Annotated in this window: 23 protein-coding genes; 13 read left to right on the top strand and 10 right to left on the bottom strand. The window is 34.8% G+C overall.

Features of this window, described 5'->3' with window-relative positions; genetic code table 11:
* Nucleotides 1-13: 13 nt before the first annotated feature.
* The 5 genes from MTX13_RS03465 to MTX13_RS03445 all read right to left on the bottom strand — a co-directional run bounded on the left by MTX13_RS03465 (nucleotide 14) and on the right by MTX13_RS03445 (nucleotide 5,814).
* The gene (locus MTX13_RS03465) at nucleotides 14-910 is read right to left on the bottom strand and encodes a TIGR01777 family oxidoreductase (RefSeq protein ID WP_250432992.1); all 897 of its coding nucleotides are present in this window, start codon (nucleotides 908-910) and stop codon (nucleotides 14-16) included.
* 387 nt (nucleotides 911-1,297) lie between these two features.
* Nucleotides 1,298-1,801: a GbsR/MarR family transcriptional regulator gene (locus MTX13_RS03460; RefSeq protein ID WP_250432991.1), complete on the bottom strand. Its 504-nt coding sequence runs from the start codon at nucleotides 1,799-1,801 to the stop codon at nucleotides 1,298-1,300.
* 137 nt (nucleotides 1,802-1,938) lie between these two features.
* Nucleotides 1,939-3,972, bottom strand: coding sequence for a M3 family metallopeptidase (locus MTX13_RS03455; protein ID WP_250432990.1), 2,034 nt, complete (start codon nucleotides 3,970-3,972; stop codon nucleotides 1,939-1,941).
* A 205-nt stretch (nucleotides 3,973-4,177) separates the two neighbouring features.
* On the bottom strand, nucleotides 4,178-4,657 hold the full coding sequence (gene purE / locus MTX13_RS03450) for a 5-(carboxyamino)imidazole ribonucleotide mutase (protein WP_250432989.1): 480 nt from the start codon (nucleotides 4,655-4,657) through the stop codon (nucleotides 4,178-4,180).
* A gap of 2 nt (nucleotides 4,658-4,659) precedes the next feature.
* Entirely contained in the window at nucleotides 4,660-5,814 is a 1,155-nt protein-coding gene (locus MTX13_RS03445) for a 5-(carboxyamino)imidazole ribonucleotide synthase (RefSeq protein ID WP_250432988.1), read from the bottom strand.
* Nucleotides 5,815-5,984: 170 nt separating this feature from the next.
* On the opposite strand from MTX13_RS03445, the gene MTX13_RS03440 reads away from it, so the two are divergent.
* From MTX13_RS03440 to MTX13_RS03410, 7 genes are all read left to right on the top strand, one after another.
* Nucleotides 5,985-7,094 (top strand): adenylate kinase, encoded by a 1,110-nt coding sequence (locus MTX13_RS03440; protein WP_250432987.1) that lies wholly within the window; start codon nucleotides 5,985-5,987, stop codon nucleotides 7,092-7,094.
* A 4-nt stretch (nucleotides 7,095-7,098) separates the two neighbouring features.
* Entirely contained in the window at nucleotides 7,099-7,350 is a 252-nt protein-coding gene (locus MTX13_RS03435) for a PLDc N-terminal domain-containing protein (RefSeq protein ID WP_250432986.1), read from the top strand.
* Between the two features lie 19 nt (nucleotides 7,351-7,369).
* Entirely contained in the window at nucleotides 7,370-8,368 is a 999-nt protein-coding gene (obgE, locus tag MTX13_RS03430) for a GTPase ObgE (RefSeq protein ID WP_250432985.1), read from the top strand.
* A gap of 12 nt (nucleotides 8,369-8,380) precedes the next feature.
* Nucleotides 8,381-9,088 (top strand): ion transporter, encoded by a 708-nt coding sequence (locus tag MTX13_RS03425; RefSeq protein WP_223032936.1) that lies wholly within the window; start codon nucleotides 8,381-8,383, stop codon nucleotides 9,086-9,088.
* 22 nt (nucleotides 9,089-9,110) lie between these two features.
* Nucleotides 9,111-9,623 carry a DUF4136 domain-containing protein gene (locus tag MTX13_RS03420; RefSeq protein ID WP_250432984.1) on the top strand — a complete coding sequence of 171 codons (513 nt, stop codon included), beginning with the start codon at nucleotides 9,111-9,113 and terminating at the stop codon, nucleotides 9,621-9,623.
* 82 nt (nucleotides 9,624-9,705) lie between these two features.
* A complete protein-coding gene (locus tag MTX13_RS03415) occupies nucleotides 9,706-10,263 on the top strand; it encodes a mycothiol transferase (protein WP_250432983.1) in 558 nt (185 codons plus the stop codon).
* Between the two features lie 6 nt (nucleotides 10,264-10,269).
* On the top strand, nucleotides 10,270-10,992 hold the full coding sequence (locus tag MTX13_RS03410; RefSeq protein ID WP_250432982.1) for an SDR family oxidoreductase: 723 nt from the start codon (nucleotides 10,270-10,272) through the stop codon (nucleotides 10,990-10,992).
* Between the two features lie 31 nt (nucleotides 10,993-11,023).
* Here the strand turns inward: MTX13_RS03410 and MTX13_RS03405 are convergent, their stop codons facing one another.
* On the bottom strand, nucleotides 11,024-17,455 hold the full coding sequence (locus MTX13_RS03405; protein WP_250432981.1) for an alpha-2-macroglobulin family protein: 6,432 nt from the start codon (nucleotides 17,453-17,455) through the stop codon (nucleotides 11,024-11,026).
* 143 nt (nucleotides 17,456-17,598) lie between these two features.
* Here MTX13_RS03405 and MTX13_RS03400 point away from each other — a divergent pair, with 143 nt between their 5' ends.
* The gene (locus tag MTX13_RS03400; RefSeq protein WP_250432980.1) at nucleotides 17,599-18,552 is read left to right on the top strand and encodes a tetratricopeptide repeat protein; all 954 of its coding nucleotides are present in this window, start codon (nucleotides 17,599-17,601) and stop codon (nucleotides 18,550-18,552) included.
* Nucleotides 18,553-18,629: 77 nt separating this feature from the next.
* Nucleotides 18,630-19,988 (top strand): UDP-N-acetylmuramate--L-alanine ligase, encoded by a 1,359-nt coding sequence (locus MTX13_RS03395; RefSeq protein WP_250432979.1) that lies wholly within the window; start codon nucleotides 18,630-18,632, stop codon nucleotides 19,986-19,988.
* 48 nt (nucleotides 19,989-20,036) lie between these two features.
* Here MTX13_RS03395 and MTX13_RS03390 read toward each other — a convergent pair whose 3' ends face one another.
* The 3 genes from MTX13_RS03390 to MTX13_RS03380 all read right to left on the bottom strand — a co-directional run bounded on the left by MTX13_RS03390 (nucleotide 20,037) and on the right by MTX13_RS03380 (nucleotide 21,752).
* Nucleotides 20,037-20,603: a hypothetical protein gene (locus MTX13_RS03390; protein WP_250432978.1), complete on the bottom strand. Its 567-nt coding sequence runs from the start codon at nucleotides 20,601-20,603 to the stop codon at nucleotides 20,037-20,039.
* A gap of 106 nt (nucleotides 20,604-20,709) precedes the next feature.
* Nucleotides 20,710-21,303: an FMN-binding negative transcriptional regulator gene (locus tag MTX13_RS03385; protein ID WP_250432977.1), complete on the bottom strand. Its 594-nt coding sequence runs from the start codon at nucleotides 21,301-21,303 to the stop codon at nucleotides 20,710-20,712.
* Nucleotides 21,303-21,752 (bottom strand): DUF1569 domain-containing protein, encoded by a 450-nt coding sequence (locus tag MTX13_RS03380; protein WP_250432976.1) that lies wholly within the window; start codon nucleotides 21,750-21,752, stop codon nucleotides 21,303-21,305. Before MTX13_RS03380 ends, MTX13_RS03385 begins: the two co-directional genes overlap by 1 nt.
* Before the next feature lie 67 nt (nucleotides 21,753-21,819).
* Between MTX13_RS03380 and radC the strand changes: the two genes are divergently transcribed.
* The 4 genes from radC to MTX13_RS03360 are packed head-to-tail and all read left to right on the top strand — an operon-like array spanning nucleotide 21,820 to nucleotide 25,308.
* Nucleotides 21,820-22,518 (top strand): RadC family protein, encoded by a 699-nt coding sequence (radC, locus tag MTX13_RS03375; protein WP_250432975.1) that lies wholly within the window; start codon nucleotides 21,820-21,822, stop codon nucleotides 22,516-22,518.
* A complete protein-coding gene (locus MTX13_RS03370) occupies nucleotides 22,518-23,819 on the top strand; it encodes a polysaccharide deacetylase family protein (protein WP_250432974.1) in 1,302 nt (433 codons plus the stop codon). Before radC ends, MTX13_RS03370 begins: the two co-directional genes overlap by 1 nt.
* Nucleotides 23,809-24,498, top strand: coding sequence for a YjjG family noncanonical pyrimidine nucleotidase (locus tag MTX13_RS03365; protein ID WP_250432973.1), 690 nt, complete (start codon nucleotides 23,809-23,811; stop codon nucleotides 24,496-24,498). Before MTX13_RS03370 ends, MTX13_RS03365 begins: the two co-directional genes overlap by 11 nt.
* A gap of 33 nt (nucleotides 24,499-24,531) precedes the next feature.
* Nucleotides 24,532-25,308, top strand: a complete 777-nt coding sequence (locus MTX13_RS03360; protein ID WP_250432972.1) for a hypothetical protein — start codon at nucleotides 24,532-24,534, stop codon at nucleotides 25,306-25,308.
* Here MTX13_RS03360 and MTX13_RS03355 read toward each other — a convergent pair.
* A complete protein-coding gene (locus tag MTX13_RS03355) occupies nucleotides 25,305-26,582 on the bottom strand; it encodes a replication-associated recombination protein A (RefSeq protein ID WP_250432971.1) in 1,278 nt (425 codons plus the stop codon). The genes MTX13_RS03360 and MTX13_RS03355 overlap by 4 nt on opposite strands.
* Between the last annotated feature and the right edge of the window lie 27 nt (nucleotides 26,583-26,609).

The following is a 26,609-nucleotide window of genomic DNA, read 5'->3' as shown; positions in this document are numbered from 1 at the left end:
GTAAATATAATTGTCAAGTCAGATTTTCTATTGCTTTTTCAATTTCTGTAAATTGAAATTTAAAACCATTTTCTTCAAGCCTTTTAGGAATGACATTTCTACTCTTTAAGATAAGTTCTGTTTCTGTCTTAATTATTCTAGCACCAATTTCTAACAACCATTTAGGGTGATTGATACCAAAAGGAATGTTTAAAGTTCTACGTAAACTTTTCATAAGTGTAGTGTTATTTGTTGGGTATGGTGAAGATAAGTTAAAGACACCATCCAAGTATTCGTTTTCAATTATAAATTCAACAGCTTTAGAGAAATCATATTCGTGTATCCAACTTACTTTTTGATTACCAGACCCTTGTTTTCCACCAAGTCCACATTGTGTTAATCTTTTTAGTGGAATTAATGCACCTCCATTTTTTCCTAAAACTATTGAGGTTCTTAAAACAATTTTCCTTGTTTTCGGATTTATAATAGTATTAAATGCATATTCCCATGATTTTGCAATATCCATCGAAAAATCGCTACCAATTTCACCACTATCTTCTGTCATCTCTTTTTTTAACGAATCTTTGTAAATTGTTGCAGTTGAAGAATTTACCCAAACATTTGGTGGGTTGTCACATAAGTTAATTGCTAAACCTAGAACATTTGTAGAGTCTATTCTGGAATCATATATTAATTTTTTATTGTTTTTATTATACCTACAGTCTACAGATTTACCTGTTAGATTAATTAAACCAAATGTATTTTCTAATTCTTTTGTCCAATTTCCTAGATTTTTAGCATCCCAAAAAATGTCGTTTTCATTAATTGGTTTTCTGGTAAGAATTTTAATAGTATATCCTTTTTTAGAAAAGTATTGTGTTAAAATTTGACCTAAAAACCCACTTCCTCCGGCTATAATTATTGTTTTCATATTATAGTTTTTTTAATGAGTTTAGAATGTAAAAGAAATAACCAGCAATAGACATAGGCAGTATTATAACACTAAAAATCATGAAAAATAATTTATCAGATGTATCCCAATCAATCAACCACATCATTCCATATGTAATTACAGTAGTCCAATAAATTTTCAAATGTTTTTTTGACTTATTAGGAATTTTATTCCAAAAAAGAAAGAGTATTAATGCACTAATTATTTGAATGCATCCAAGTGCAATTTGTGCATATAAGCCTAAATATAATGTTAAGTATAGAACAAGTGTTAATATTAATGTGACTTTGTTTATTTTGTATAATATTTTCATTTTTCTTAAGTTTAGAACTTTCAAAAAAAATTGAAAGCATGTTTTAAATTTTTTTATTTAAAGAGTTTGAGTAGTGACTTTGTTAACCATTTTTGTTGCTGGTTTACCACTTTGTTTATCATAGTATCCATTGTGTCGGTTAGTTCATGTAATGCTTTAGTTTGCTTAATAAGTTCTTTAGTTTTTTCAGTGCCATCATCTTTTATAGATGATACATCTTTTAGTATTTTAATGACTGGTTTAATTTCACGTCTGCTTCGTTCTTTTGCAACAATTCGCGCTAATTCTTGTACGTCTTTTTCGGTAGTGAAATATTCTTTACGCTCTCCAGGAATAATTTCTTTGGTTACAATTCCCCAATCCATCAATTGTCTTAAGTTCATGCTAGTGTTACCTCTAGAAATCTTAAGTTCTTCCATGATGTCTTCCATAGACAAGGGTTTTGTGGAAATAAAAAGCAATGCTTGAATTTGCGCCATGGCTTTATTTATTCCCCAAAGCGAACCCAAACTTCCCCAAGTGCTAATAAACTTATCTTTTGCTTCTTGATATTCCATAAAGCAAATATATAAAATATTTTAAACTTTCAAAAAATATTGAAAGTTAATTGTGTTTTAATTTGTCATTGAAAGCGTAGCAAAGAATCTCTTATCAAAAAGGGTGAGATGCTGAATCAAGTTCAGCATGACAAAGATTACTTCTCAATCAAACCAGCACGTTTTAGTAGTGCTTCTGGCTGCGGTTCTTTTCCTCTAAATCGTTTGTACAACGTCATTGGGTCTTCAGTTCCGCCTTGTGAGAGAATATTATCTTTAAATTTGTTGGCAACGTTACGACTAAAAATACCAGCTTCCTTAAAAGCTTCAAAAGCGTCTGCATCCAAAACTTCAGCCCATTTATAGCTGTAATAACCAGATGAGTATCCACCCTGAAAAATATGTGAAAATGATGTGCTCATACAGTTTTCAGCGACATCTGGATATAACTTAGTGTTTTCAAAAGCTTTTAATTCATGGACTTTTACGTTTGTAATCTGACTAGGATCTTGACCGTGCCAACTCATATCCAATAATCCAAAACTTAACTGCCTTAAGGTTTGCATACCTTCATGAAATGTAGCTGAAGCTTTTATCTTATCTATTAGTTCCATTGGAATAACTTCACCCGTTTCATAATGTGTTGCAAATAGCTTTAAAGCTTCTTTTTCATAACACCAATTTTCCAATACTTGACTTGGTAATTCTACAAAATCCCAAAACACACTGGTTCCTGATAAACTTGGATATGTTGTATTGGCAAGCATGCCATGTAAGGCGTGGCCAAACTCATGGAACAATGTAGTCACTTCATTAAAAGTCAATAACGAGGGTTTTGTTTTTGTGGGTTTGGTGAAGTTACAAACAATGGAAATATGCGGTCTACTATTTTCATCGTTTTTAACATATTGCGGTTTGTAAACGGTCATCCAAGCACCATTACGTTTTCCGGTTCTTGGGAAAAAGTCGGTATAAAAAATGGAAATCAAATTACCATCATCATCGGTAACTTTATAAGTCAGGACATCGTCGTGGTACTTGTCGATATTACAGATTTCCTCAAATTGTAAGCCATATAATTTTTCGGCAATAGTAAAGACACCATTAATAACGTTTTCTAGTTTAAAATATGGTTTGAGTTTTTCGTCATCTAAATCAAAAAGTTTTTGCTTTAATTTTTCAGAATAATAGGCGCCATCCCATTTTTGCAATTGCTTAATGCCATCTTGTTCTTTGGCAAAATCACGTAATGTTTTAAATTCACGTTCGGCAGCTGGTTTTGCTTTTTCTAACAGTTCATTTAAAAATGTTTCAACGGTTTCAGGATTTTTCGCCATACGCTCTTCTAATACAAAATGTGCATGGGTTTTGTAGCCTAATAAGTTGGCACGTTCATGACGTAATTTGGCAATTTGTAAAACATGGTTTTGATTATCGTTTTTATTATTCTGAAACGCTTTTGCTCCAAAAGCTATAGCTAATGTTTTACGTAATTCACGATTATCAGCATAGGTCATAAATGGAACATAGCTTGGGTAATCTAAAGTGATTAGCCAGCCTTCTTTGCCTTTGCTTTCAGCCAATTGTTGAGCGGCTTCTATAGCGCCATCAGGCAACCCAGAAAGTTCATCTTTATTAGTGATATGTAATTCGAAGTTGTTGGTTTCTGCTAAAACATTTTCACCAAATGTTAGTTTTAACTGACTTAGCTGCTTATCAATCTCTCGCAATTGCTGCTTTTTATCTTCTGGCAAATTAGCTCCATTTCTTGAGAAGCTCTTGTACTTTTTGTCTAGAAGTGTTTGTTGTTCTATTGAAAGATTCAGGCTGTCTTTTTGTTCATAAACAGCTTTTACACGTGCAAATAAATGAGGGTTTAATGTAATGTCGTTACTAAATTCAGAAAGTAAAGGAGAAACCTCTTGGGCTATTTTTTGAATTTCGTCATTGGTTTCGGCCGAATTCAAATTGAAAAATATACTTGAAATTCTATCTAACTGTTCTCCAGAAAAGTCTAAAGCCTCAATTGTATTTTCAAAAGTGGGTTGATCGGTATTAGATATTATAGAATCAATTTCAGCTTTGGCGTCTTCAATTCCCTTTATAAAAGCAGGAAGAAAATGTTCGTTTTCAATTTTTGAAAAAGGAGCTGTATTGTATTTTGTATCGAAAGGTTTGTTTAGAATGTTCATTTTTAATTGTTTATAAAATCCAACGTGATACTTTTCTTACTAATCAATTGATTTTATGATTATTAACTTAATTTTAAGAGGATTAAATGTTGCAAATATGAGATTTAATACTACTTTTGTGGCAGATTTTTCATGAGAGTTAAAACTCTTAAAAATTTATTGATTAATAGCGTTAAAAACCTCGGTAACTACCGAGGTTTTTTTGTTATAAATTCTTGGAAGATTCTATGACTTTAGCTTTAAGGCCTTCCTTGTATTCAATAATAGTATTTAGCACATCGCTATTTGAACTTCCAATAATTTGGGCGGCTAAAATACCAGCATTTTTAGCACCATTAAGTGCTACTGTTGCAACAGGAACACCGCCTGGCATTTGTAAAATTGATAAAACAGAATCCCAGCCATCAATAGAATTACTACTTTTTACGGGTACACCAATAACAGGAAGTGGTGATAACGAAGCAATCATTCCAGGAAGGTGGGCTGCACCACCAGCTCCAGCAATTATAACTGAAAACCCTCGTGTATGTGCATGCTTTCCATAATCGAATAATTTTTCAGGTGTTCTGTGTGCCGAAACAATATCGACTTCTACCTCAATATTTAATTCTTTTAAAATATCAATAGCGTCTTGCATAACTGGCAAATCGCTTTTGCTTCCCATGATAACTCCAATTTTACTCATAATTATTCGCTTATAACTTTAATGGTTTTTTTAACTTTTTCAGCAACTTGCCTAGCTTCGCTAATATTTTCGTGTACAATGGTTACATGCCCCATTTTACGAAAAGGACGTGTTTGTTTTTTCCCATAAATATGAGGCGTTACACCTTCCATATTCATGATGTCTTCAATATGTTCATACTTTACATTGCCTGTATAACCTTCAGCTCCCACTAAATTAACCATAATTCCACCAACTTTACTATCGGTTTTTCCTAATGGCAAATTAAGTATGGCTCTAATATGTTGCTCAAATTGAGACGTAAAACTGGCTTCAATAGTTTGATGTCCTGAATTGTGTGGTCTTGGAGCCACTTCATTAACCAAGATTTTATCATCTTGTGTTTGAAACATTTCAACAGCTAAAAGACCAACATGGTTAAAGGCTCTAGAAGTCTGTAAAGCAATTTTTTGTGCTTTTTTAGCTACAGAATCATCAATTCGGGCAGGACAAATAACATACTCAACTTGATTGGCTTCTGGATGAAATTCCATTTCAACTACAGGATATGTTTTTACACTGCCTTCAACATTTCGAGCTACAATTACTGATAATTCGTTTTTAAACGGTATCATCTTTTCTGCAATACACTCCACATTTGGTAAGTCCTCTAAATCTGCTAACGAACGAACAACTTTAACACCATTACCATCGTAACCAAATTGCGCACTTTTCCATACAAATGGAAATTCTAAACCACCATTGTTAACGGCATCTTCAATTTCTGACGTGTAGGCAAAACGTGTAAAATCAGCTGTTGGTATCTCATGGTCACGATAAAACAATTTTTGTTTAGCCTTACTTTGAATGGTGCGTAATGTTTTTGAGCTTGGAAACACTTTTACACCTTGTTTTTCTAATGTTTCTAAAGCGTCTGTATTAACGTTTTCAATTTCAAAAGTCAATACATCAACATCTTTTCCAAAACTAACAACGGTCTCATAATCCATTAAATCGCCCACATGAAAATCGTTTGAAGCAATCTTACATGGCGCTTCAGGACTTGGGTCTAAAACTTTAGTGAAAATATCAAACTTACGTGTTTCGGTAAGCATCATTTTGCCTAGTTGACCACCACCTAGTATACCCAATTTAAATTCAGAAGAGAAAAAATTCATATTAATTTCCCACAATAGTGGAAGTTTGTTTTTAATGAAACAATACTTTGATTTTGCACAAAAGTACAAATCAAAACCCTCCGAAAAAAACTAAATGCTAAACAATCTAAATGAGAATTCGCAAATCCTTAATCAAATGATTATCTTTGCGTTTCTAAAATAATAAGCAAGTGATTAAACTCCACGATTTATACTTCAAGCCCTTTATATCTGAACAAGACATTCAAAAAGCTGTTTCCAAGATGGTCGATGTCATTGCTAGCGATTTAGGCGATGAAGTTCCAGTATTTATTGGAATTTTAAATGGGTCGTTTATGTTTGTTAGCGATTTTGTAAAAAAGTATCCAAAGCCTTGCGAAGTAACGTTTATAAAATTGGCTTCTTATGAAGGTGTGAAATCAACCGAAGATATTCAACGCTTAATAGGATTGACCCAAGATTTAACAGGACGTACAGTTGTTATTTTAGAAGATATTATTGATTCTGGCAATACCTTGCATGAAGTGCATCGTATTTTTAAAAATGAAAATGTTAAGCAATTGCTTATTGCAACTTTGTTTTACAAGCCAGAAGCATATAAAAAAGACTTTAAACTACATTATGTAGGTATTGAAATTCCTAACAAATTTATAGTGGGCTACGGACTTGACTATGATGGATTGGGAAGAGACTTACCTGAAATATATCAATTAAAAACAACACAACACATGACAAATATCGTGCTATTTGGCCCACCAGGAGCAGGAAAAGGAACACAAGCAAATTTTTTAAAGGAAAAGTACAATTTAGTACACATTTCCACAGGCGATGTATTTCGTTTTAATATTAAAAACGAAACGGCTTTAGGTATGTTAGCTAAATCGTATATGGATAAAGGTGAACTAGTTCCTGATCAGGTAACTATTGACATGCTAAATGCTGAAGTTGAAAAGAATGCCGATGCCAAAGGTTTTATCTTCGATGGTTTTCCAAGAACCAATGCTCAAGCAGAAGCATTAGATGAATTAATGGATAGTAAGGATTCTCAAATAAATGCCATGATAGCATTGGAGGTTGATGACGAGATTTTGGTAGAACGTCTTTTGGAGCGTGGAAAGAGTAGTGGCCGTGCAGATGATGCAGACGAATCCATTATTAGAAACCGTATTACGGAATACTACAAGAAAACAGCAATTTTAAAAGATTATTACGCTGGACAAGATAAGTATTATGGTGTTGATGGCGTGGGAAGTATAGAGGATATTACGATTAGGTTGAGTGACGTAATTGATAAGCTGTAATTCTATGATGATTTTTTTAGCTATTGGAATTTGGCAAATTATTTTAATTTTTACAATCCTCTCATTACTACTGCTTCCAATTTTAGCATTAATAAGTATTGTAAGTAAAACTTTTCCAAATAATGATAAATTAATCTGGGTTTTAGTGGTTTTATTTTTACCACTTCTTGGTTCTGTGCTATATTTTTTAATTGGAAGACCAAGGCAAAAAGCTTTTGAAATAAGAAATAGCAAACAAAATTATATCAAGTATTAAATTATTTGGGGTATAGATTATGACTGAAGGTAACTTTGTTGATTACGTAAAACTGTATGTGTCGTCTGGAAATGGTGGTAAAGGCTCTGCGCACTTACATCGTGAGAAATATATTGAAAAAGGTGGTCCAGATGGAGGAGATGGCGGACGTGGTGGCCATGTAATTATTCGAGGAAATCAAAATCTTTGGACACTTTACACCTATAAATTCAAACGTCATTTTAAAGCTGGTCATGGAGAGCATGGTAGTAAACAGCGCAGTACTGGAGCCGATGGAGAAGATATTTATATGGATGTGCCTTTGGGAACCGTTGTTCGTGATAAAGAAACGAATGAGATACTTTTCGAAATAACCGATCATGGTGAAGAAAAGATAATCGCCGAAGGTGGTATGGGTGGTCGTGGTAACTGGCATTTTAAAAGTTCTACCAACCAAACACCACGTTATGCGCAACCAGGTATTCCAGGTCAGGAGCGTGATATCATTCTAGAATTAAAAGTATTGGCTGATGTAGGCTTGGTTGGATTCCCAAATGCTGGGAAATCTACTTTATTATCTGTTATTACTGCAGCCAAGCCCAAAATAGCCGATTACGAATTCACAACACTAAAGCCAAATTTAGGAATTGTAGAATATCGTGATCATCAAACCTTTGTAATGGCTGATATTCCTGGAATTATAGAAGGAGCAGCTGAAGGCCGTGGTTTAGGGCATTATTTTTTACGTCATATTGAACGTAATTCGGTATTACTATTTCTAATTCCCGCAGATGCCGATGATATTAAGAAGCAGTATGATATTCTGTTGGATGAGCTAAAGCGGTATAATCCAGAAATGTTGGATAAGGAACGCATAATTGCCATTTCAAAAAGTGATATGCTTGACGATGAATTAAAAGCTGAATTACAAGAAGAATTGGATAACAATTTACCAATAGATTATTTATTTATATCTTCAGTAGCACAAAAGGGTCTACAGGAGTTAAAAGACAAGCTCTGGACCATGTTACAAGACTAAACTATTCTCTATATGAGGCAGTATATCAAGCGTATTGTTGAATTTAATGATAATAGAGCCAGCAAAATCTTTGCTATTTTTATACAATGCTTGATACTTCTCTCTATAGTTACTTTTTCAGTTGAAACCATTCCGAATTTAAAACCCGAAACAAAAACTATTTTATATAGTATTGAGGTGTTTTGTGTGGTAGTTTTTACTATTGAATATCTGTTACGAATTTATGTGGCAGATAGTAAGCCTAGGTTTATATTTAGTTTTTTTGGAATAATCGATCTTTTAGCCATTTTACCTTTTTATTTGTCTTTTGGAATAGATCTACGCTCTTTAAGGGCTTTAAGATTTTTGAGATTATTTAGAATTTTAAAATTAGTCCGATATAATAGGGCTATGATCCACTTTACAACAGCTATTAAATCAGCAAAAGAAGAGATTTTACTGTTTTTATTTATCACATTAATTCTCATATACTTCTCGTCGGTTGGTATATATTATTTTGAAAACGAAGCCCAACCCGAACATTTTTCTTCAATTTTTGATAGTCTATGGTGGGCAATTGTAACGCTTACAACTGTAGGTTATGGAGATGTGTACCCTATTACTGTTGGCGGAAAAGTGTTTACATTTTTTATTCTGCTTATTGGTTTAGGAATTGTAGCTATTCCAACAGGGATTATTTCTTCAGCTTTAACCAAATCGGTTGATAAAAAAGACGCTTAATTTTATTATCTTTAAAATAAAAATGAAAAAGTTAGCATTAATTATATATCTCTTATTATTTGTTTCTTGTGGTGTAACGGTTAATTACGATTATCAAAAAGGTACAGACTTTACCAAATATAAAACCTACCATTATTTTGATAATATGGAAACAGGTTTGAGTCAATTAGACAATAAACGTTTTTTTAGACAGCTAAACATTGCTCTTGAGGCCAAAGGATTTACTATGTCTAATGATCCTGATTTTTTAATTGATATTGCAAGTTCTTATCGCCAAGACACACAATCCAGTACTTCTGTAGGCTTTGGTGTTGGAACAGGAGGAGGAGGTGTTTCTGTAGGTGTTCCTGTAGGTGATGGTAACCTTTCTAGACAAATTATTTTTGATTTTGTCGATGCACAAACCGAACAATTGGTTTGGCAGGCAGCAAGTAACGAACCGTATATGCCTGAAAATACACCAGAAGCTCGAGAAGCCCAATTTAAAGTAGTTATTGACAAAGTGCTTCAAGGATTTCCACCAAAAGCTAAATAGTCTTTTTTAAGTTAAGTAGCTGTTAATTATCTTCTTATAATGCTTTTGTTTCACTTTATTTGATAAACTAAAAATCAAAAAAATGAAAACACTTGCTAAATTATTGGTCGCTCTTATCATGACTGTTTCGGTTAAAGCGCAGAATACTGTTGGACCAATGGACGATTATTCACCTCAAGTTGGCACTTTGGTATCCATGCTCAATGATATGAAAAATCGCGTGGAACGAACAGTGAAAGATTTATCAGTAGAAGAATTGGATTATTTAATGGATGATAAGGCAAACAGGATAGGTTCTTTAATCATGCATTTGGCAGCCACTGAAGCCTTTTATCAAGTTTATACTTTTGAAGGGCGGGAATTCAATGAAGAAGAGGAAGAACAATGGGGAACAGCCATGAGTTTAGGTAAAGAAGCGCGGGACAAATATCAAGGCCATAATGTTCAATATTATTTGGACGCCTATACCGAAGTGCGAAATAAAACTATAGAATTGATGAAGCAAAAAGACGATGCTTGGCTAGCTGAATTGAATGCTGCAGGAAACATGAATAACCATTGGGGCTGGTACCATGTTATGGAGCATCAATCCAGTCATTTGGGACAGATATTATTACTTAAAAAACGATTACCAAATTAATAGATAATGAATTTAAAAAATAAAGTAGCATTAGTAACGGGAGGAAGCAAAGGCATTGGATTTGGTGTTGCTCAAAGTTTACTTCAACAAGGTATTCATGTGGCTATTACAAGTCGGAGTAGTACCGCTGCGAGGGAAGCTGCAGACTTATTAAACACAAAAAACACTACGGAAGCAAAAGCAATTGGTTTACAAGCTGATGTACGCAATTTAGAGAGTCAAAAAGTGGCAGTAAACCAAATATTGGAAGCTTTCGGGACTTTAGATGTAGTAGTTGCCAATGCTGGCATTGGACATTTTGCAAGTATTGAAGATTTAACTAGTGCGCAATGGCAAGAAACAATAGACACCAATTTAACAGGTGCTTTTTATACTATAAAAGCCAGTGTAGATGCTTTAAAGGCATCCAAAGGTTACTTCATTACTATTTCAAGTTTGGCAGGAACAAATTTCTTTGCAAATGGATCTGCTTACAATGCCAGTAAGTTTGGTGTTACAGGGTTTACACAAGCTGTGATGCTAGATTTAAGACAATACGGCATTAAAGTAAGTACCATCATGCCAGGTTCTGTGTCTACACATTTTAATGGTAATGAGCCAAGCGATAGTGATGCTTGGAAAATACAGAGTGAGGATATTGGGGAACTGGTTGTTGATTTATTAAAAATGCATCCAAGAACACTACCAAGTAAAATTGAAGTGCGTCCAACAACACCGCCAAGTAAATAAAAAAAGGCTTCAAATTTTGAAGCCTTTTTGTTTAATTGTTAACTGATACTCTAACACCTTCGCTATGACTGCTGAATTCTGGAGCGTACATACTTTGAATGGTTGTGATGCCATTGCTCATGTTACCGGCATTATTAACGCGTAAGTCATATTCAAATACGTAAACGCCTTTTGGTAAATAGTCAAAAAAGAAATTGGTACTAGCATCTTTAGTGCTCTCATAGTAGCCCAATCCATCTTGCCATTTGTATTTTGATAATACGTTTACGGGTTCTAAACCTGATGCACGCATATCCTTCATGTGAATAAATTCCATATCCCTATCACTTCGGAGTTCAATACGAACGCGAACTAAATCACCTACTTTTAAATTAGTGTCTTGGGTAATTTCTGTGATTTCTTCACCAGTATCGGTATTGATTTTTTTAAATAACCTTTTCTTTAGTTTCAATGGTGTCTCTGCTGAAATAATCTTATCCAAATCCTCAAAGTATTGCCAGTATAAGCCTCCCCAAGCAATACCATCACCTTTTTTGGTTAAGGTTACTTCTGCCATGTCAGGTTTTATGTCTTGGGTATTCCAAGCCGTTTTGTAATAGCCTGTTCCGGCTTCTACTTTCACGTTTTCTAATTTTGAAGGTTCTATTTTTTCACCACCAACCAGCACATCAACAGCTTCTGTAACACTTAACCAATCGTTACCTTGAAGCAACAAAGCATACACAGCTTCGGTAGTGGCTTTGGTTGTTTCCCATTTATTGGTTTGCTTGTTTTTTAATAACCAGATTTTAAGATTGTCAATAGTCTTTACATCATTTTCAATTTCAGAAAAGGCTTCAATCAGTAAGGCTTGGGTTTCAATGGGTGCTTGATACCAATACCAAGACGCTGTATTTTCTTTCCAATACATACCCAATTCTTCATTGGTAATGCTATTTTCTTTAAGTGATTTCAATATTTTTCCAGATGTGGCATCATCTTCCATTCGGTGAGCAATCAATGCCATGAGTCCTTTGGAATATAATGAACGACTCAACCAATACTTCTGAATCTGTGACAAGTAGTAAGCCGAAATCTCCTGGACCTTTTTAGATTGCTTAACCTCTGGGAAGAAGCTTCGCATGTATAAATAATGCAATTGCGTATGACTTAAATGGTCTTTGCTTAAATCAACATCCTTATTGTATTTAGTAAGGTCTTTATATTCTTCTACAAATTCTGTATCCAAATACCTTATGGCTTTTTTGATCATTGATGCTTCACTATCATTTTGAACAACATTTAAGTGCTTCAAGTGACCAAATCCAGTGATGATATGCTGGGTAATAAATCGGTTTTCACGTCCCCCATGGAACCAAGGCCAAGCACCATTGCTCATTTGATTTTGTTCCAGTTTTCTTAAGGCATTTTGCAACTCGTTGTTCATTTTATTGAGATCAAACAACAAGGCAATACGCTTTTTTTGTTCGGTTTCACTTTGGGCATCACGTAACCAAGGCGTTTCTTGAATAAGGATGTTTTTTAATTCCTCATTCTTTTCTAAATTAGATAATAGGGCATCAGTGTTTCGCCATTGGTTGAAGACCTCTTGAATACGCGGATTACTATTGGCAATATGACTCGCCAATGCATTGGCATAATAACGACTAAAAGTTTGCTCGTTACACTCGTAAGGATACTCCATAAGGTAAGGCAACGCTTGAACAGCATACCAAGCAGGATTGGAAGTCATTTCCAACGTCAGTTTATGGTGCTTGAGTGTTGTTGAGGTATTTGTTTTTAGTTTATCCAACGTAAAAGTTCTGGTTTCATTACTCTTTATCCACATAGGTAAGGTTTCAGTCACCAACATGCGATTGGATAAAACCGGCATCGCATTTTGTTCGCCATCACTAAAGTCACCAGCTTTAGCAACCACTTTATATTGTACAGCATCCACCGAATCCGGAATGGATAAACTCCAGGACACTTGGGTGTTGCCTTTGGCATCTACTGTGAAGGTCTCGACTGCGCTCGACCTGACAATTTTGTCGGTTATCTCTTCACCTGAAATAGCATCAAACAATTGCAGCTGTGCTTGACCAGAAATATCACTATCCGAGAGGTTTGCAATTTTGGTACTGATGACAATTTTGTCACCATGGCGTAAAAATCTTGGTGCATTTGGAATGACCATCAATTCCTTTTGGGTAACTGTTTCCAAACTTGTTGTTGCACTTTCTAGAATTTTGGTATGTGCTAATAATTGCAATTTCCACTGTGTTAGGGCTTCTGGAGTAGTAAAGCTAAAACTCACGTTACCTTCGGTGTCGGTTTGTAATTGTGGAAAGAAAAAAGCGGTTTCCTGTAAGTTTTTGCGGATGACGATATCATCAAAACTTGTTTTTAGGACATCTGAAATTATCATATTGGTTGCGCCAGTAACTATTGAATCACTTGGTACAACTTTAATTTTATTGGCTTTAAAATAATATTCAGGGTTTTCAATATCTTCAGAATCCGTAAATCTTCCAACTAAATCTGGAATTTGAGATTGTATAAGCTCTTCAGATCTTACAACCTGATTAGCTGTAGTTAATTCATCCTTTGATCTTTTTATACCTAAAGCTGTAATAACTACTTCATCTAAAGCTGCGCTGTCAGGTATCAATTTAATTTTATAAAAGTTATCATTGCTGATTTTTAACTCCAATGTTTTATAGCCAAGGAAGCTAATTGATAGTTTTTGATTCTTTTCAGCCCGAATGGAAAAGTTACCATCAAAATCTGTTTGCGTACCATTTGTGGTGTTTGTAATGATGACATTAGCCCCTGGAAGCGGTAATCCAGTTTCGTCTGTAACAATCCCCTTAATATTACCATTGCCAATTCCTGATCTATGCTCACTGGTAAAACTTGAAGGAATGTGAGCATATTGTGCATTTTTAACTCTTAAGTATTGACTTCTTACTGTATAGGCATCGTTTAAACGCAATCCAAACCAATTCAGTTGGTCATACGCTTGGTGCGGATAGCTGATATAGGCACGGTTTAAATTTTGAATTCTAAAGTTTTTGGTGCCAAAACTATAGCCTGCGTTTCTATGGTTGTAACTATTATAAGGTGCTCTATAGATTGGGTTAAAATTCCAATCATGCGTTTTAAATTGGTCTAAAGAGGCATCGTACATACTCGCCAATAGTTCGGCAGAAACTTGTTCGCCTTTAGGGCCTTTTATTTTAAAATTCCAGGTTTCATATTGTCCAGGTTGTAATTTATCCCTGAATGTGGTGGTTTCAATCTCTAAATCGGTTTTTGGATAAGGTACATTAATGTATTCCATACCTGATTGAAAACCATTGGCAAAGGAAAAACTGTAATGCACAGCAAAACCGCCTAAATCGTCTTTAGTAACCGGAATCTCAATGGTTTTCTTGTTATTGTTAAGCTCAAACACATAAGTGTTTATGGTCTTGTGGTCTTTTTCTACATCCAGTGTTACGGTTACGTTTTGTGCCGCAGAACCTAAAGTAAGCAATACCGTTTCATTGGCCTGATAATTTGGTTTATTGGTGGTAATACTAAATAGTTGCTTATCGGCAAGGGTTTTATCTTGGTCACTATAGAGTGTGGTTTTGGTTTCAGCTTTCACATCTTGACCAAAGGCATCCTGACTTTCCAAAACAATCACATATTGACCAGATTGCCATTTTTTGATGTTGCCTAAAGCTATAGTTTTGGATGTTTCCGTATCAAAACGCTTTTCAAAAACCAGTTCGCCTTTTTCCCAATTATTTGGGTTGTGTTCATCTTGATACGCATCGTGTGGAAATTTAGATTTAAACTCTGCTTCCGGAAGCATCGGGTAGTCTGGTGCTTGCCAAGGTCTTGCTCGCAGCACATAGTCAGGTGCTTTCAACTTATACATTTTAATGGTTCCTTTGGCAGGTACAAACTCACCGTTGAGGTTTTGGGTCGTGATTTCCAGTTTGTGCTCCTTGTTGGTTTTATTCAAAAGATTGTTAACCGAAATAGATGCCGTCATAGCATGATAGCCAACATTGACTAGAGTGGTGGCACTTCGGGTTTCGCCATTGATATCTGTTACATCAGCCGTGACTTCATAATTAAAAATGGGTTGTGAGTCTTTGTCAACACTCAAATCAGGAATGGCTTTAAATGTGATTTCAAATTCGCCTTTTTCATTGGTGGTGGTTTCACCATGAGTGATTTCTTGTGGCTCACTGTTAAAAGCTGGTCGATACCAATAATACCAACTAGGATAACGCACTTTTCGGTGGACGCGATACACTACCTTGGCATCAGTTATGTTACTGCCAGCATAGGCAAGCGCATTTCCGTTTAGGGTAATGGAATCATTAATTTTAAAGGTCTCGGTTATGGGTTTGAACGTGGTTTCAAACTTGGGACGTTTGTATTCTTCTACAGAGATATAGACATTGGTATTAGAAAGTGTATGGGTTTTTCCCAATAGCTGTATTCTAAATTGGCCCGTTAAGCCACTACTCGGCAATATGAACTCACCCGAAACCGAACCAAAAGCATTGGTTCGTAAATCCAAACGATGCACTTCCTGTCCGTTCACATCATATAAAATCACATAGGTATCTTCATTAGGCAATACTTCCGATTTACCATCTTCGGTTCTTATGGCAATACCCTTAAAATGGACTGTTTGACCTGGTCTGTAAATACTTCGGTCTGTAAACAGAAACCCTTTGTAACTTATTGGATCGGGTTTTGGTGTTTGTGAACGGTTTATGTAGTAATCACCAAAATAGGCCTTGTCATCAGGTGTCTGGGCTTCAATTTTTACTTGTGTCCATCGCTCGCCAGACTTTTCTATTTCTATAGTTCCTCTAGTATTGGAGGTCAGTTTTTTTTGTTTGGTGCCACTATTGTAGTTTTTTTGATAGGTGATTTTAACGTCAACACCCTCAATCGGCTTGCCATTATTTCGGTCAATAAACTGATAGCTTTGTTTGTGGTTCTCGCTTTTATCAACCAAAGCAATATTGGTCACCTGAATGGTTTGCGTCGCAAAAATGTCGCTATTAGGAACTTTGGCAACCATCAAGTAACGACCGTTCGCCAATAGCGGAATAAGGACTTCAGTACTGTGTTGCTGATAGTCTTTAACATCGCGTAAATTGGATTCCCAAGATTGGGTAAGATTCAAAGTTCTAAAAAACTCAATTTGATCTTCTGTTCGGTATGTTTTATTAAAGATTTCAAACTGCTTTTCGGTTAGCATATAGGCACTGAAGTCTAATGCATTAATATTTTTATAGCGAACCAACAAACGCGATTCCTGTTGGATAGGTATGTAGCTTTCTATCTGTAGTTGCAAGCTAGGTTGCAGAATCTGTTGTTTGAGTGCCTCGCATTTTTCAGCAGCAACACTTTTTGGAAACGCAAAAATGACCGATTGGCAAATGTCATAGGCTTCCTTAATTTTCCATTGATGGGTTTCGTCGGTTTTAGGTTGATATTGACTGCCTTGTTGAAACCATAGTTGCGCTATTTCAAAACTGTACAAACCTGATACAGGTTGTGAACCGTAAAAATTACGTGATGCTTTAAGCGTTTGTAATAACACGTCTTCCTTATTGCTGAATGTGGCATGTTGCGATACAAACTGAAGTCGATTGATATCTACATCCACCAAGGCTTCAGGGGAAGAATTCTTTAAATGAAATTGGATGAGGTCCTGATAGATTTTTAAGGCCTGCAACTGCAATGAGGTAGAATCTTTTGAAGATAACTTCAAGCGAGAAAAGGCGTTAGCATCACTCAAATAATCCAGATTGTCAATTTCAAATTTATAAGCAGGTTTGGTGATGCTGTTTTCATCGGTTTTGAAGAATTCTAGGGCGTTGTGAGCCAGTAAATCAAATAAGCTAGGACGAAATTGCTTGGAATTCTTTTGCTCGTTTATGATGACGGCATAATCTTCAAGCTTTGTTTGTTGCAAAATGAGTCCGTTTTGCAACGAATTTTGATAGTGTAATTGTATTTCAGCAAAAAGCGTTTCTAAATCCCAAGTTCTAAAATCGGTTTCATCAACTTTTTCGGAGGTATTGGTTCGATTATAGAATTTCCATCTATTCTGTTGAAAATACTGCCAATACATAGTGGCTAGCATGTTCTCTAAAACGTTTTGCGTAGGAGCCTGACTATTTGCTATTTGAGCTTTAAAGTCGTTTATGATAGTCAACTGCGCATCTTCTTCCAGAATTAAGGCATACTTACTTTTAAATAATAATGATTTGATGTATTGCGGTTCGTTCTGTTCGGTCTTGGCTTGTTGAGAAATTTGTTCAACCAGCTCTAAAGCCGATTTAGGTAAACCTTCAGACTCCAGTTTGTCCACCTGTTTCCAGAGTTTATCATAAGAAGGGTTTTGTGCTTGCGAAAAATGCATTGAACAAACAATCATTAAAATTGCAGTAAGCTGTTTCATAGTCATCATTTTGTACAAGGGTACATTCAAAAGTTGTTCCAAAAAAACGCGAATACGGTATTTTAGGTTTTGGTTGAGGGAAGGTAGCTATTTTTTGAGTGAGATAGAAAGGTTATCTTTGTAAAACCGACATTTTTAATGTTATGCAAAAGATTTGTTTCCTATTACTAATTCCTTTCACCTTGTATTCGCAAAATGTTGAGCAAGAGATAGAGTTCTTACTTGATAAAAAAAAATACGAGCAGGCAGAGGTGATTATGGAAGACCACCTCTTGGAAAACCCAAGCGACCCAAAAAGCATCGAGTTATTGGGTGATGCCTATGCTTATCAAGGTAAATGGGATGAAGCCATTGAGCAATATGAAAAGCTGGTAGATTTAAATCCTGATAACGCCGAATTTCATTATAAATATGGTGGCGCCATGGGTATGAAGGCTTTGGAAGTTAATAAAGTGACTGCTTTGTTTATGATTGATGATGTAGAAAACGCTTTTTTAAAGGCAATAGAATTAGACAAAAAGCATATCAATGCACGTTGGGCTTTGGTGGAGTATTATGTGCAATTACCGGGAATAATTGGTGGAAGCGTCAGTAAATCATTGCAATACGCCAATGAGTTGGAAGCTATTTCAAAGGTAGATGGTTATTTGGCAAAAGGATATATTTATGAGTATGATGATGAACCTGAATTGGCTGAGACCTATTATAAAAAGGCTATAGAAAAAGGAGGATCCTTGACCTGTTATGAAAAGCTGACTGCTTTTTACGAAAAGCAAGACCAACCAGATCAAGCCATTCAAAACATTGAAGCGTCACAAAAAAAACACCAGAGGAATGCCTTGCATTATCAAATAGGAAAGGTTGCTGCTGAATATAACGTGCAATTACATAAAGGTGAAGCCTGTTTACAGCTTTACCTAAAGAACCATACAGCTGAAGATGGTGTTCCCAAGGCTTGGGCTCATTTCCGATTAGCGCAGATTTACAAGCATCAAAACAACAAGGACTTGGCTCTCAACCATATTGATCAAGCCATTTCTGAACTGCCAAATATTGACGTTTTCAGGGAAGAAAAAAGCCAAATTTTAAAATTGTAATTAGCAGAAAAACTTCGAGCTAGCCACTTCACACTTCCAATAGCAATCCTTATATTTGAATTCTACAAAATCATTCTATGAACGTACATTTTATAGCTATAGGTGGTGCAGCTATGCACAATTTGGCCATTGCATTGCATAACAAAGGATATCACGTAACCGGAAGTGACGATACTATTTTTGATCCTTCTAAATCTCGATTGGAAGCTAAAGGTTTATTACCAGAGCAGTTTGGGTGGTTTCCTGAAAAAATCAATGATAGTTTAGATGCCATTGTTTTAGGGATGCACGCCAAGGCTGATAATCCAGAATTATTGAAAGCCCAAGAGTTGGGTCTGAAAATTTATAGCTATCCCGAGTTTTTGTACGAGCAATCTAAAGATAAAACGCGAGTCGTTATTGGAGGCAGTCATGGAAAGACCACTATTACCTCCATGATTTTGCATGTGATGCATTATCACGATCGTGATGTGGATTATATGGTTGGCGCACAATTAGAAGGCTTTGATGTGATGGTAAAACTCACCGAAGACAACGATTTTATGGTTCTGGAAGGTGATGAGTATTTGAGTTCGCCTATTGACAGACGACCAAAATTCCATCTGTACAAACCCAATATTGCTTTGTTGAGTGGTATTGCTTGGGATCATATTAATGTGTTTCCAACTTATGAAAATTATGTGGAACAATTTAGCATATTTGTAGATAGTATTGTACGCGGTGGTAGTATCACCTACAATGCTGAAGATCTCGAAGTGGTTAGAGTAGTCGAAGCTTCCGAAAACACCATTCGTAAATTGCCATATTACACACCAGAATATACCGTTGAAAATGGCGAAACCCTTCTGGAAACACCTGAAGGACCTTTACCTATTGAGGTATTTGGTAAACACAATCTGAACAATCTGGCAGGTGCCAAATGGATTTGCCAGCATATGGGCATTGATGAAGATGATTTTTATGAAGCCATTTCAACCTTTAAAGGCGCTAGTAAACGTTTGGAAAAGATAGCCGAAAGTAAAACCAGTGTGGCGTATAAAGATTTTGCTCATTCGCCTAGTAAAGTGGCGGCAACTACCAAAGCATTGAATGAACAATTTCCAGATAGAACACTAGTAGCCTGCTTGGAATTACACACTTATAGTAGCTTGAATGCCGAATTTTTAAAGGAATATAAAGGTGCTTTGGATGCCGCAGATGTAGCTGTGGTTTTCTATTCACCTCACGCAGTCGAAATTAAAAAACTGGAAGAAGTTACCCACCAACAAATAGCCAATGCTTTTGAGCGCGACGACCTCATTATTTACACAAGCCCAGACGATTTTAAAAACTATCTGTTTTCCCAAGACTTTAACAATAAAGCTTTATTGCTCATGAGCTCAGGAAATTATGGCGGATTGGATTTTGATGAGGTAAAAGGGTTGATTAAAAACTAGTTTCGTTGTCAGTATAGCTAAAAGTAGTTATGTGGTTAGTACTTAATTTTAATTAATAATTAGTGAGTCAGATTCAGTAATCATTTTATTTATAATACTGAATTGACCATTTATGGTATCAAATTCAAATTTTATCCAACCTATTTTTTCTGTATTCTCATTTGTAAGTTTAAATGCCATATAGTATTCTTCTATATTAGAATTCACAAACCATTCATCATTCCAACCAGAATCGTTATAAAATAATTTTGATAACATAATGCGAGATTCTTCAAACCAAGCTCCGTTTTCCAAACTTTGTTCAGCATATATTATATCATTAGTTTGAAGAAAAAATAAACCTTCGTAAGATTTTCTTAAAATGTGAGCATTTTCATAAGTAGAAATATTTATAAATAATCCACCATCCCAAGGGAACATTGCCCCAACTAAATCTTTTGAACAGACAATAATAAAATCATTAACGCCATCTTCATCAATGTCAATATCAATGCCAAGGGCATAATTATTAGAACAATTTAAATCAGTAATACTTTCTTCTATTGAGTCATCGGAATCATTACATGAAACAAAAATTAGAAATAAAATGTAATTTATTATTTTAATCTTTCTCATTTCGTTTTTGGGTTAAAACTTTTTAGAAAAATAATAGGGTAAGGAATCGTTAAATGATATATAAATTCCAATAACGAAGTTCGACTATTTTATTATGAAAATCAAATCAAAATACCCTATCCAAAAACGCTTTAATGCTTTCTTGGTTTTTTTCAATGAGTTCGGTTCTGGCGTTTTGGGTATCTGTGGTTTTCTTATCCTGTGAGAGTTTAAATTTGCCCTCCCAATTGGTAATGGTAATTTCAAACATTTTAATGTAGTCTAAATTAGCTTCCATCCTTGGATTATCGGGTTCCAATACGTATTTATGCTCGGGTGCTTCCAAAAAATCGGTCATGGTAATTAAGGATTGTTTAAGGGCTTCTTTACTTTCAATAGCTTTTACAGTACCTTTTACATGCACTTTAATGTAATTCCAAGTAGGTAATTGAGTAGTTGTATAAACCGATGGGGAAATGTAACATTGCGGTCCTGAAAAAATAAGGTTCACACTATTGTTGCCTTTCAACAAGGGCGTCTGCGGATTGTAAATATCAATGTGTCCAATAAGTTTTCCTTCATCGTTTAATATCAATGGTAAATGGGTAATGAGCGGTTCTTGGTCTTTTACCGATATTACCGTAGCCAAAGGATAGGTTTTTATAACCTCTATTAAATGTTCGCGATTATGGTCTTGATGGTGTGGTGGTGGATAGGTCATTATACTCCAAATTGATTTAAATGATGGTCTAAATGCTTGTATTGCATCTTACCCCATTGATCCTGTGTAAAATACCCAAACATAGGATGTGGTGGCCATTCAGTTTGATCTTTTTTAGTATGAAATTTTTCGATTTCTTCTAACAAATCTGTTTTTTCATTACGAAAATTTTTGTCGCTTGACACCACAAATTCTTTTGTTGTAGGTAAGCTTTGTTTCCACGCTTTATCATCATATAAAGAGGATTTAAACATAGAGAATAATAGGCGTTTAAATACATTTGGTTTTTCCAAAGCCAGTTCGCCTAGGGCAACTTGTAATGGAAACTTACAATGAGCTAACATTTGTGAGGCATTCATTTTTCCCCATTTTGGATTTTGGTTTTCTTGTAGTAATTCTATTCTGGCTCTTATTTCAGAAACAGTATCTTCAGAAAATAATGATTTCATTTTTTTATTTATAAGGTTAAGTAATCCAAAAATTGCTTCTGAAAGTTACAATATTTATATTTACTAAATGACTGAAAAACACGCTTCATTTTCTATAAAAAATTGGTCACAAGATGACCAACCACGAGAGAAACTCCGCGACAAGGGAAAAGCGGCATTAAGTGATGCCGAGTTGGTGGCCATTTTAATAGGTTCGGGCAGTCGGAATGAAAGCGCAGTTGATTTGTGCAAGCGTATTTTAGTTTCGGTTGGTAACAATTTGAATGAGCTGGGCAAGTTATCTTTAAAACAGTTGATGGCTTTTAAAGGCATAGGCGAGGCAAAGGCGATTACTATTGCAGCAGCTATGGAGTTGGGCAGAAGACGAAGAGGAGAAGAAGCCTTGGAGAAAAAGAAAATAACCTCTAGCATTTCGGTATTTGAATTGATGCAACCCATTATAGGAGAGCTCCCACATGAAGAATTCTGGATTATTTATTTGAACAATTCCAATAAAGTCATTCAAAAACAGCAATTAAGTAAGGGAGGTATCACAGGAACGTTGGTTGATGTGCGATTGGTTTTAAAAATGGCTTTAGAATTGGGTGCAACAGGCATTATTTTGGTTCATAATCATCCATCGGGAACCTTAAAGCCTAGTGAAGCTGACAAGCAGATTACTCAAAAATTGAAACGAGCTGGAGAAAGTTTAGATATTAAAGTTTTAGATCATATTATTGTAACCGAAGAAGCATATTTTAGTTTTGCAGACGAAACTCTAATTTAATGGTACTTGTATATACGCACAAAATTACACCTCGATTAAAATATGCCTTTAAACATATTTTCACCCGTATTTTAGATGTTCCAGTGGCATTTACTACTACTATAGAGGAGTTTATTGCTCACGATTCAGTTAAAATATCCTATGCAAAACAACCGTTAGGGAATGAGATTTTTATAAGAAGTCATGATTTACTTTTTGAGCAAGGCTTGTCAGATTTAGATATACACGTGCAAGATTGGGACGATACTAAATGTTTTTTTACAACGAGTGAAAGAAGTAGTGTGCCTTTTGACATTTTTGCAGCGACATTTTATTTGTTAAGTCGGTATGAAGAGTATCTACCTCATGTTAAAGATGAATATGGTAGGTTTATGGCTGAAGAAAGTTTAGCCTACAAAAATAATTTTTTAAATCAGCCTGTAGTTGATATCTGGGCTTATAAGTTTAAAACAATTGTACAAGCTCAATTTCCTGAGTTTAAATTCCCGGATAGAAACTATAAGATTAAACCAATAATAGATGTGCCATCACCTTATAGTTTCAAATTAAAGGGTATTTTAAGAACCATTGGTGGGAGTTTAAAAGATTTGTCTAGCTTTAAATTTAAACGTATGTACACCCGATTTTTGGTAATCATAGGCTTAAAGCATGACCCTGATGACACGTTTAAGTATATTTTAAATAGGCAAAAACAATCTAAATACAAGTTTTTGTTTTTCTTTTTAATAGGGGACTATTCTACTTACGACAAAGGTGTAAATGCTCAAAAGAAACAGTTTGTATCGTTGATTAAGCATGTAGCCGATTATTGTAATGTAGGTTTAAAAATGTCTTTTTTTGCTTTAGAAGATCCATTAGTGTTAAAGGAGGAAAAGAATAGAATAGAAAGTATTTTAAATACGACCTTAGCTGCGTCAAGGCAGTCGTTTTCTAAATTGAATTTACCTAATTCATACAGAAATTTAGTTGAGTTAGAGATATTGGAAGATTATACTATGGGTTATGTAAACCACATGGGTTTTAGAGCGGGAACATGTACCCCTTTTTTGTTTTACGATCTCGATTTTGAAATACAAACTCCATTAATGATACATTCATATCATGTAATGGATTATACATTGCTTAAAACCCAATCATTATTGGACAAGAAGAAGGTGTTAAACGAAATAATACGAGAAGTCAAATTGGTAAATGGTGAGTTTATTCCAGTTTTTCACAATTATACATTTAGTGATATTGATAGGTGGAAAGGGTTTAAAGAATTGTTTAATTTAATATTGGAGTCAGCAAATGAAGCTTAAAGGCATAACCGACGTTTTTTTTGATTTAGACCACACACTCTGGGATTTTGATAAGAATTCTGCGCTAACATTCGAAAAGATATTTGATATTCACAATGTAGGAGTTGTTTTAGATGATTTTTTAACAGTTTATGAACCTATTAATTTGAATTATTGGAAACTCTATCGCGAAGAAAAAATAGACAAAGCAGCTTTAAGATACGGTCGGCTTAAGAATACCTTTGATGCTATTGACTATTTTGTAGAAGATAGATTAATTAATCGTTTATCAGAAGATTATATAACACATTTACCTTCAAACAATTATTTGTTTGATGGCACAATTGAAATATTAAACTATTTAAAACCAAAATATAGGCTTCATATAATCACTAATGGATTTCACGAAGTACAGCATGGAAAATTACAAAATTCGAATATTGATATTTTTTTTGAAACCGTAACAAATTCAGAAATGGTTGGTGTAAAGAAACCAAACCCCATTATTTTTGAGCAAGCTTTAAACTTGGCTAACACAACTGTAAACTCCAGTGTTATGGTTGGAGATAACTGGGAAGCTGATATACAAGGAGCTATAAATATTGGTTTGGATGCTATTTGTTTTAATGTTCATGGCACAAAGCTTGATAAGAATATAAAACAGATAACAAATTTACTAGATTTGAAATTGTATTTGTAAATCAAGATGTATCTTTATAAAAATTTAATACACATGTTAAAAAGAATAGTACTGTTGATTGTTGTAACTACTTTGGGAAATGTTTTTGCACAACAGAATGTAAATAATTACAAGTATGTAATCGTACCAGACACTTACGATTTTCAGCACAATCCAGATGAATATCAATTAAATTCTCTTTCACAATTTTTATTCAATAAATATGGATTTACGGCCATAATGCAGGGAGACGAATTTCCTGAAGATTTACAAAAAAACGGCTGTTTAGCTCTTCGTGCAGATGTGGTAAAAGACAAAGGTATGTTCTTAACTAAATTACATGTGGTATTGAAGAATTGTAAAGATCAAATTGTTTTTGAAGGACTTAATGGAGAGAGTAGGGAAAAGAAGTATAAAGTTGCGTATAACAAAGCTTTGAGAGAAGCATTTTTGTATGTCAAAGAATTGAATTACAAGTACGAACCTTTAGAGCCCAATAGTGAAGAAAACCATGATGTTTCTGAAGTAAAGCCTGTAAAACCTATAGAGGTTACTGCAGAAACTACCGTACAAAAAACCGAAGTAACCGCACCTATAAAGAAAGTAGAAACTGATAGTTCAGAAGTTTTATATGCACAACCAATAAATAATGGGTATCAGTTGGTTGACAGTACACCAAAAGTTGTTTACATCTTAATTTTTTCAGGCAAAAAAGATTTTTTTATGGTAAAGGATAGGAATGCTACGGTCTATAAACTAAATGACAATTGGGTTATCGCCGAGACTATTGGTGATGACCTACAAGTTAAAACGCTTAATATTAAATTTTAGTAATCGTATTTATCTTTCCAGCGTTTTTTTAAAAACTCCCTTTGGTTTTGCTCTCTAGAATTATTTCCTGGGTTGTAAAGTTGTGTGTTTTTAATCTCTTCGGGTAAAAATTCCTGCTTGGCAAAGTTGTCTTCGTAGTTGTGGGCATATTTATAATTATCACCATAACCTAATTCTTTCATAAGTTTAGTTGGTGCATTTCGTATTTCTAGAGGTACACTTAAATCGCCAGTTTCTTTTACTAACAGTTGGGCTTTATTTATAGCTTGATAGGATGCATTACTTTTTGGAGAGCAGGCTAAATATGTGGCACATTGACTCAAAATTATACGTGATTCAGGATTACCAATTGTAGAAACGGCTTGGAAGGTATTGTTAGCAATTACTAATGCCGTTGGGTTTGCATTGCCAATATCCTCACTGGCTAAAATTAACAATCGTCTAGCAATAAACTTAACATCTTCACCGCCTTCTACCATTCTAGCCAACCAATAAACAGCTGCATTAGGGTCACTACCTCTAATAGACTTTATAAATGCAGAAATAATATCGTAATGTTGTTCCCCAGTTTTGTCATAACGAACAGTATTGTTCTGGACATTTTGCATAACCATATCATTGGTAATTATTATTTCAGATTCAGATTGACTATTAACCAATAATTCAAATATATTGAGCAATTTTCTGGCATCTCCACCAGAAAGACGAAACAAAGCATCTGTTTCTTGCAGTTTTACGTTTTTTTGAGATATGATACTATCTTTTTCAATAGCACGTCTTAAAAGTGCTTCTAAATCACTTTTATTAAAGGCGTTTAGAATATAAACCTGACAACGTGATAAAAGCGCAGGAATAACTTCAAAACTGGGATTTTCTGTTGTAGCTCCAATAAGTGTTACCCAACCTTTTTCAACTGCCTGCAATAAGGAATCTTGTTGCGATTTACTAAACCTATGTATTTCGTCAATAAACAGTATGGGATTTTTAGTAGTAAAAAGTCCTCCCGATTTTTTTGCCTTTTCTATAACTTCTCGAACATCCTTAACCCCAGAATTTATCGCACTCAAAGTATAAAATGGGCGTTCTGCCTCATTTGCTATTATATTGGCAAGTGTTGTTTTCCCAATACCTGGAGGCCCCCAAAGTATCATGGATGGAATGATGCCTTGTTTTATATGTCTAGTCAAGCTACCATTAGACCCTACTAAATGAGTTTGACTAATATAGTCTTCAAGAGCCTGTGGCCTTAATCGTTCCGCTAAAGGTTCATTCATAAAGTAAAATTAAGCAATTAGATATAT

Origin of the sequence: Hanstruepera flava (assembly GCF_023634025.1) — a bacterium.
Lineage (GTDB): Bacteria > Bacteroidota > Bacteroidia > Flavobacteriales > Flavobacteriaceae > Hanstruepera > Hanstruepera flava.
This window is presented reverse-complemented; position numbering and strand designations above follow the sequence as displayed.

Coding starts and splice junctions, on each gene's coding strand:
- MTX13_RS03465 (WP_250432992.1), bottom strand. CDS start 910: ATGAAAACAATAATTATAGCCGGAGGAAGTGGGTTTTTAGGTCAAATT.
- MTX13_RS03460 (WP_250432991.1), bottom strand. CDS start 1,801: ATGGAATATCAAGAAGCAAAAGATAAGTTTATTAGCACTTGGGGAAGT.
- MTX13_RS03455 (WP_250432990.1), bottom strand. CDS start 3,972: ATGAACATTCTAAACAAACCTTTCGATACAAAATACAATACAGCTCCT.
- purE (WP_250432989.1), bottom strand. CDS start 4,657: ATGAGTAAAATTGGAGTTATCATGGGAAGCAAAAGCGATTTGCCAGTT.
- MTX13_RS03445 (WP_250432988.1), bottom strand. CDS start 5,814: ATGAATTTTTTCTCTTCTGAATTTAAATTGGGTATACTAGGTGGTGGT.
- MTX13_RS03435 (WP_250432986.1), top strand. CDS start 7,099: ATGATGATTTTTTTAGCTATTGGAATTTGGCAAATTATTTTAATTTTT.
- obgE (WP_250432985.1), top strand. CDS start 7,370: ATGACTGAAGGTAACTTTGTTGATTACGTAAAACTGTATGTGTCGTCT.
- MTX13_RS03425 (WP_223032936.1), top strand. CDS start 8,381: ATGAGGCAGTATATCAAGCGTATTGTTGAATTTAATGATAATAGAGCC.
- MTX13_RS03420 (WP_250432984.1), top strand. CDS start 9,111: ATGAAAAAGTTAGCATTAATTATATATCTCTTATTATTTGTTTCTTGT.
- MTX13_RS03415 (WP_250432983.1), top strand. CDS start 9,706: ATGAAAACACTTGCTAAATTATTGGTCGCTCTTATCATGACTGTTTCG.
- MTX13_RS03410 (WP_250432982.1), top strand. CDS start 10,270: ATGAATTTAAAAAATAAAGTAGCATTAGTAACGGGAGGAAGCAAAGGC.
- MTX13_RS03405 (WP_250432981.1), bottom strand. CDS start 17,455: ATGAAACAGCTTACTGCAATTTTAATGATTGTTTGTTCAATGCATTTT.
- MTX13_RS03400 (WP_250432980.1), top strand. CDS start 17,599: ATGCAAAAGATTTGTTTCCTATTACTAATTCCTTTCACCTTGTATTCG.
- MTX13_RS03395 (WP_250432979.1), top strand. CDS start 18,630: ATGAACGTACATTTTATAGCTATAGGTGGTGCAGCTATGCACAATTTG.
- MTX13_RS03390 (WP_250432978.1), bottom strand. CDS start 20,603: ATGAGAAAGATTAAAATAATAAATTACATTTTATTTCTAATTTTTGTT.
- MTX13_RS03385 (WP_250432977.1), bottom strand. CDS start 21,303: ATGACCTATCCACCACCACACCATCAAGACCATAATCGCGAACATTTA.
- MTX13_RS03380 (WP_250432976.1), bottom strand. CDS start 21,752: ATGAAATCATTATTTTCTGAAGATACTGTTTCTGAAATAAGAGCCAGA.
- radC (WP_250432975.1), top strand. CDS start 21,820: ATGACTGAAAAACACGCTTCATTTTCTATAAAAAATTGGTCACAAGAT.
- MTX13_RS03370 (WP_250432974.1), top strand. CDS start 22,518: ATGGTACTTGTATATACGCACAAAATTACACCTCGATTAAAATATGCC.
- MTX13_RS03365 (WP_250432973.1), top strand. CDS start 23,809: ATGAAGCTTAAAGGCATAACCGACGTTTTTTTTGATTTAGACCACACA.
- MTX13_RS03360 (WP_250432972.1), top strand. CDS start 24,532: ATGTTAAAAAGAATAGTACTGTTGATTGTTGTAACTACTTTGGGAAAT.
- MTX13_RS03355 (WP_250432971.1), bottom strand. CDS start 26,582: ATGAATGAACCTTTAGCGGAACGATTAAGGCCACAGGCTCTTGAAGAC.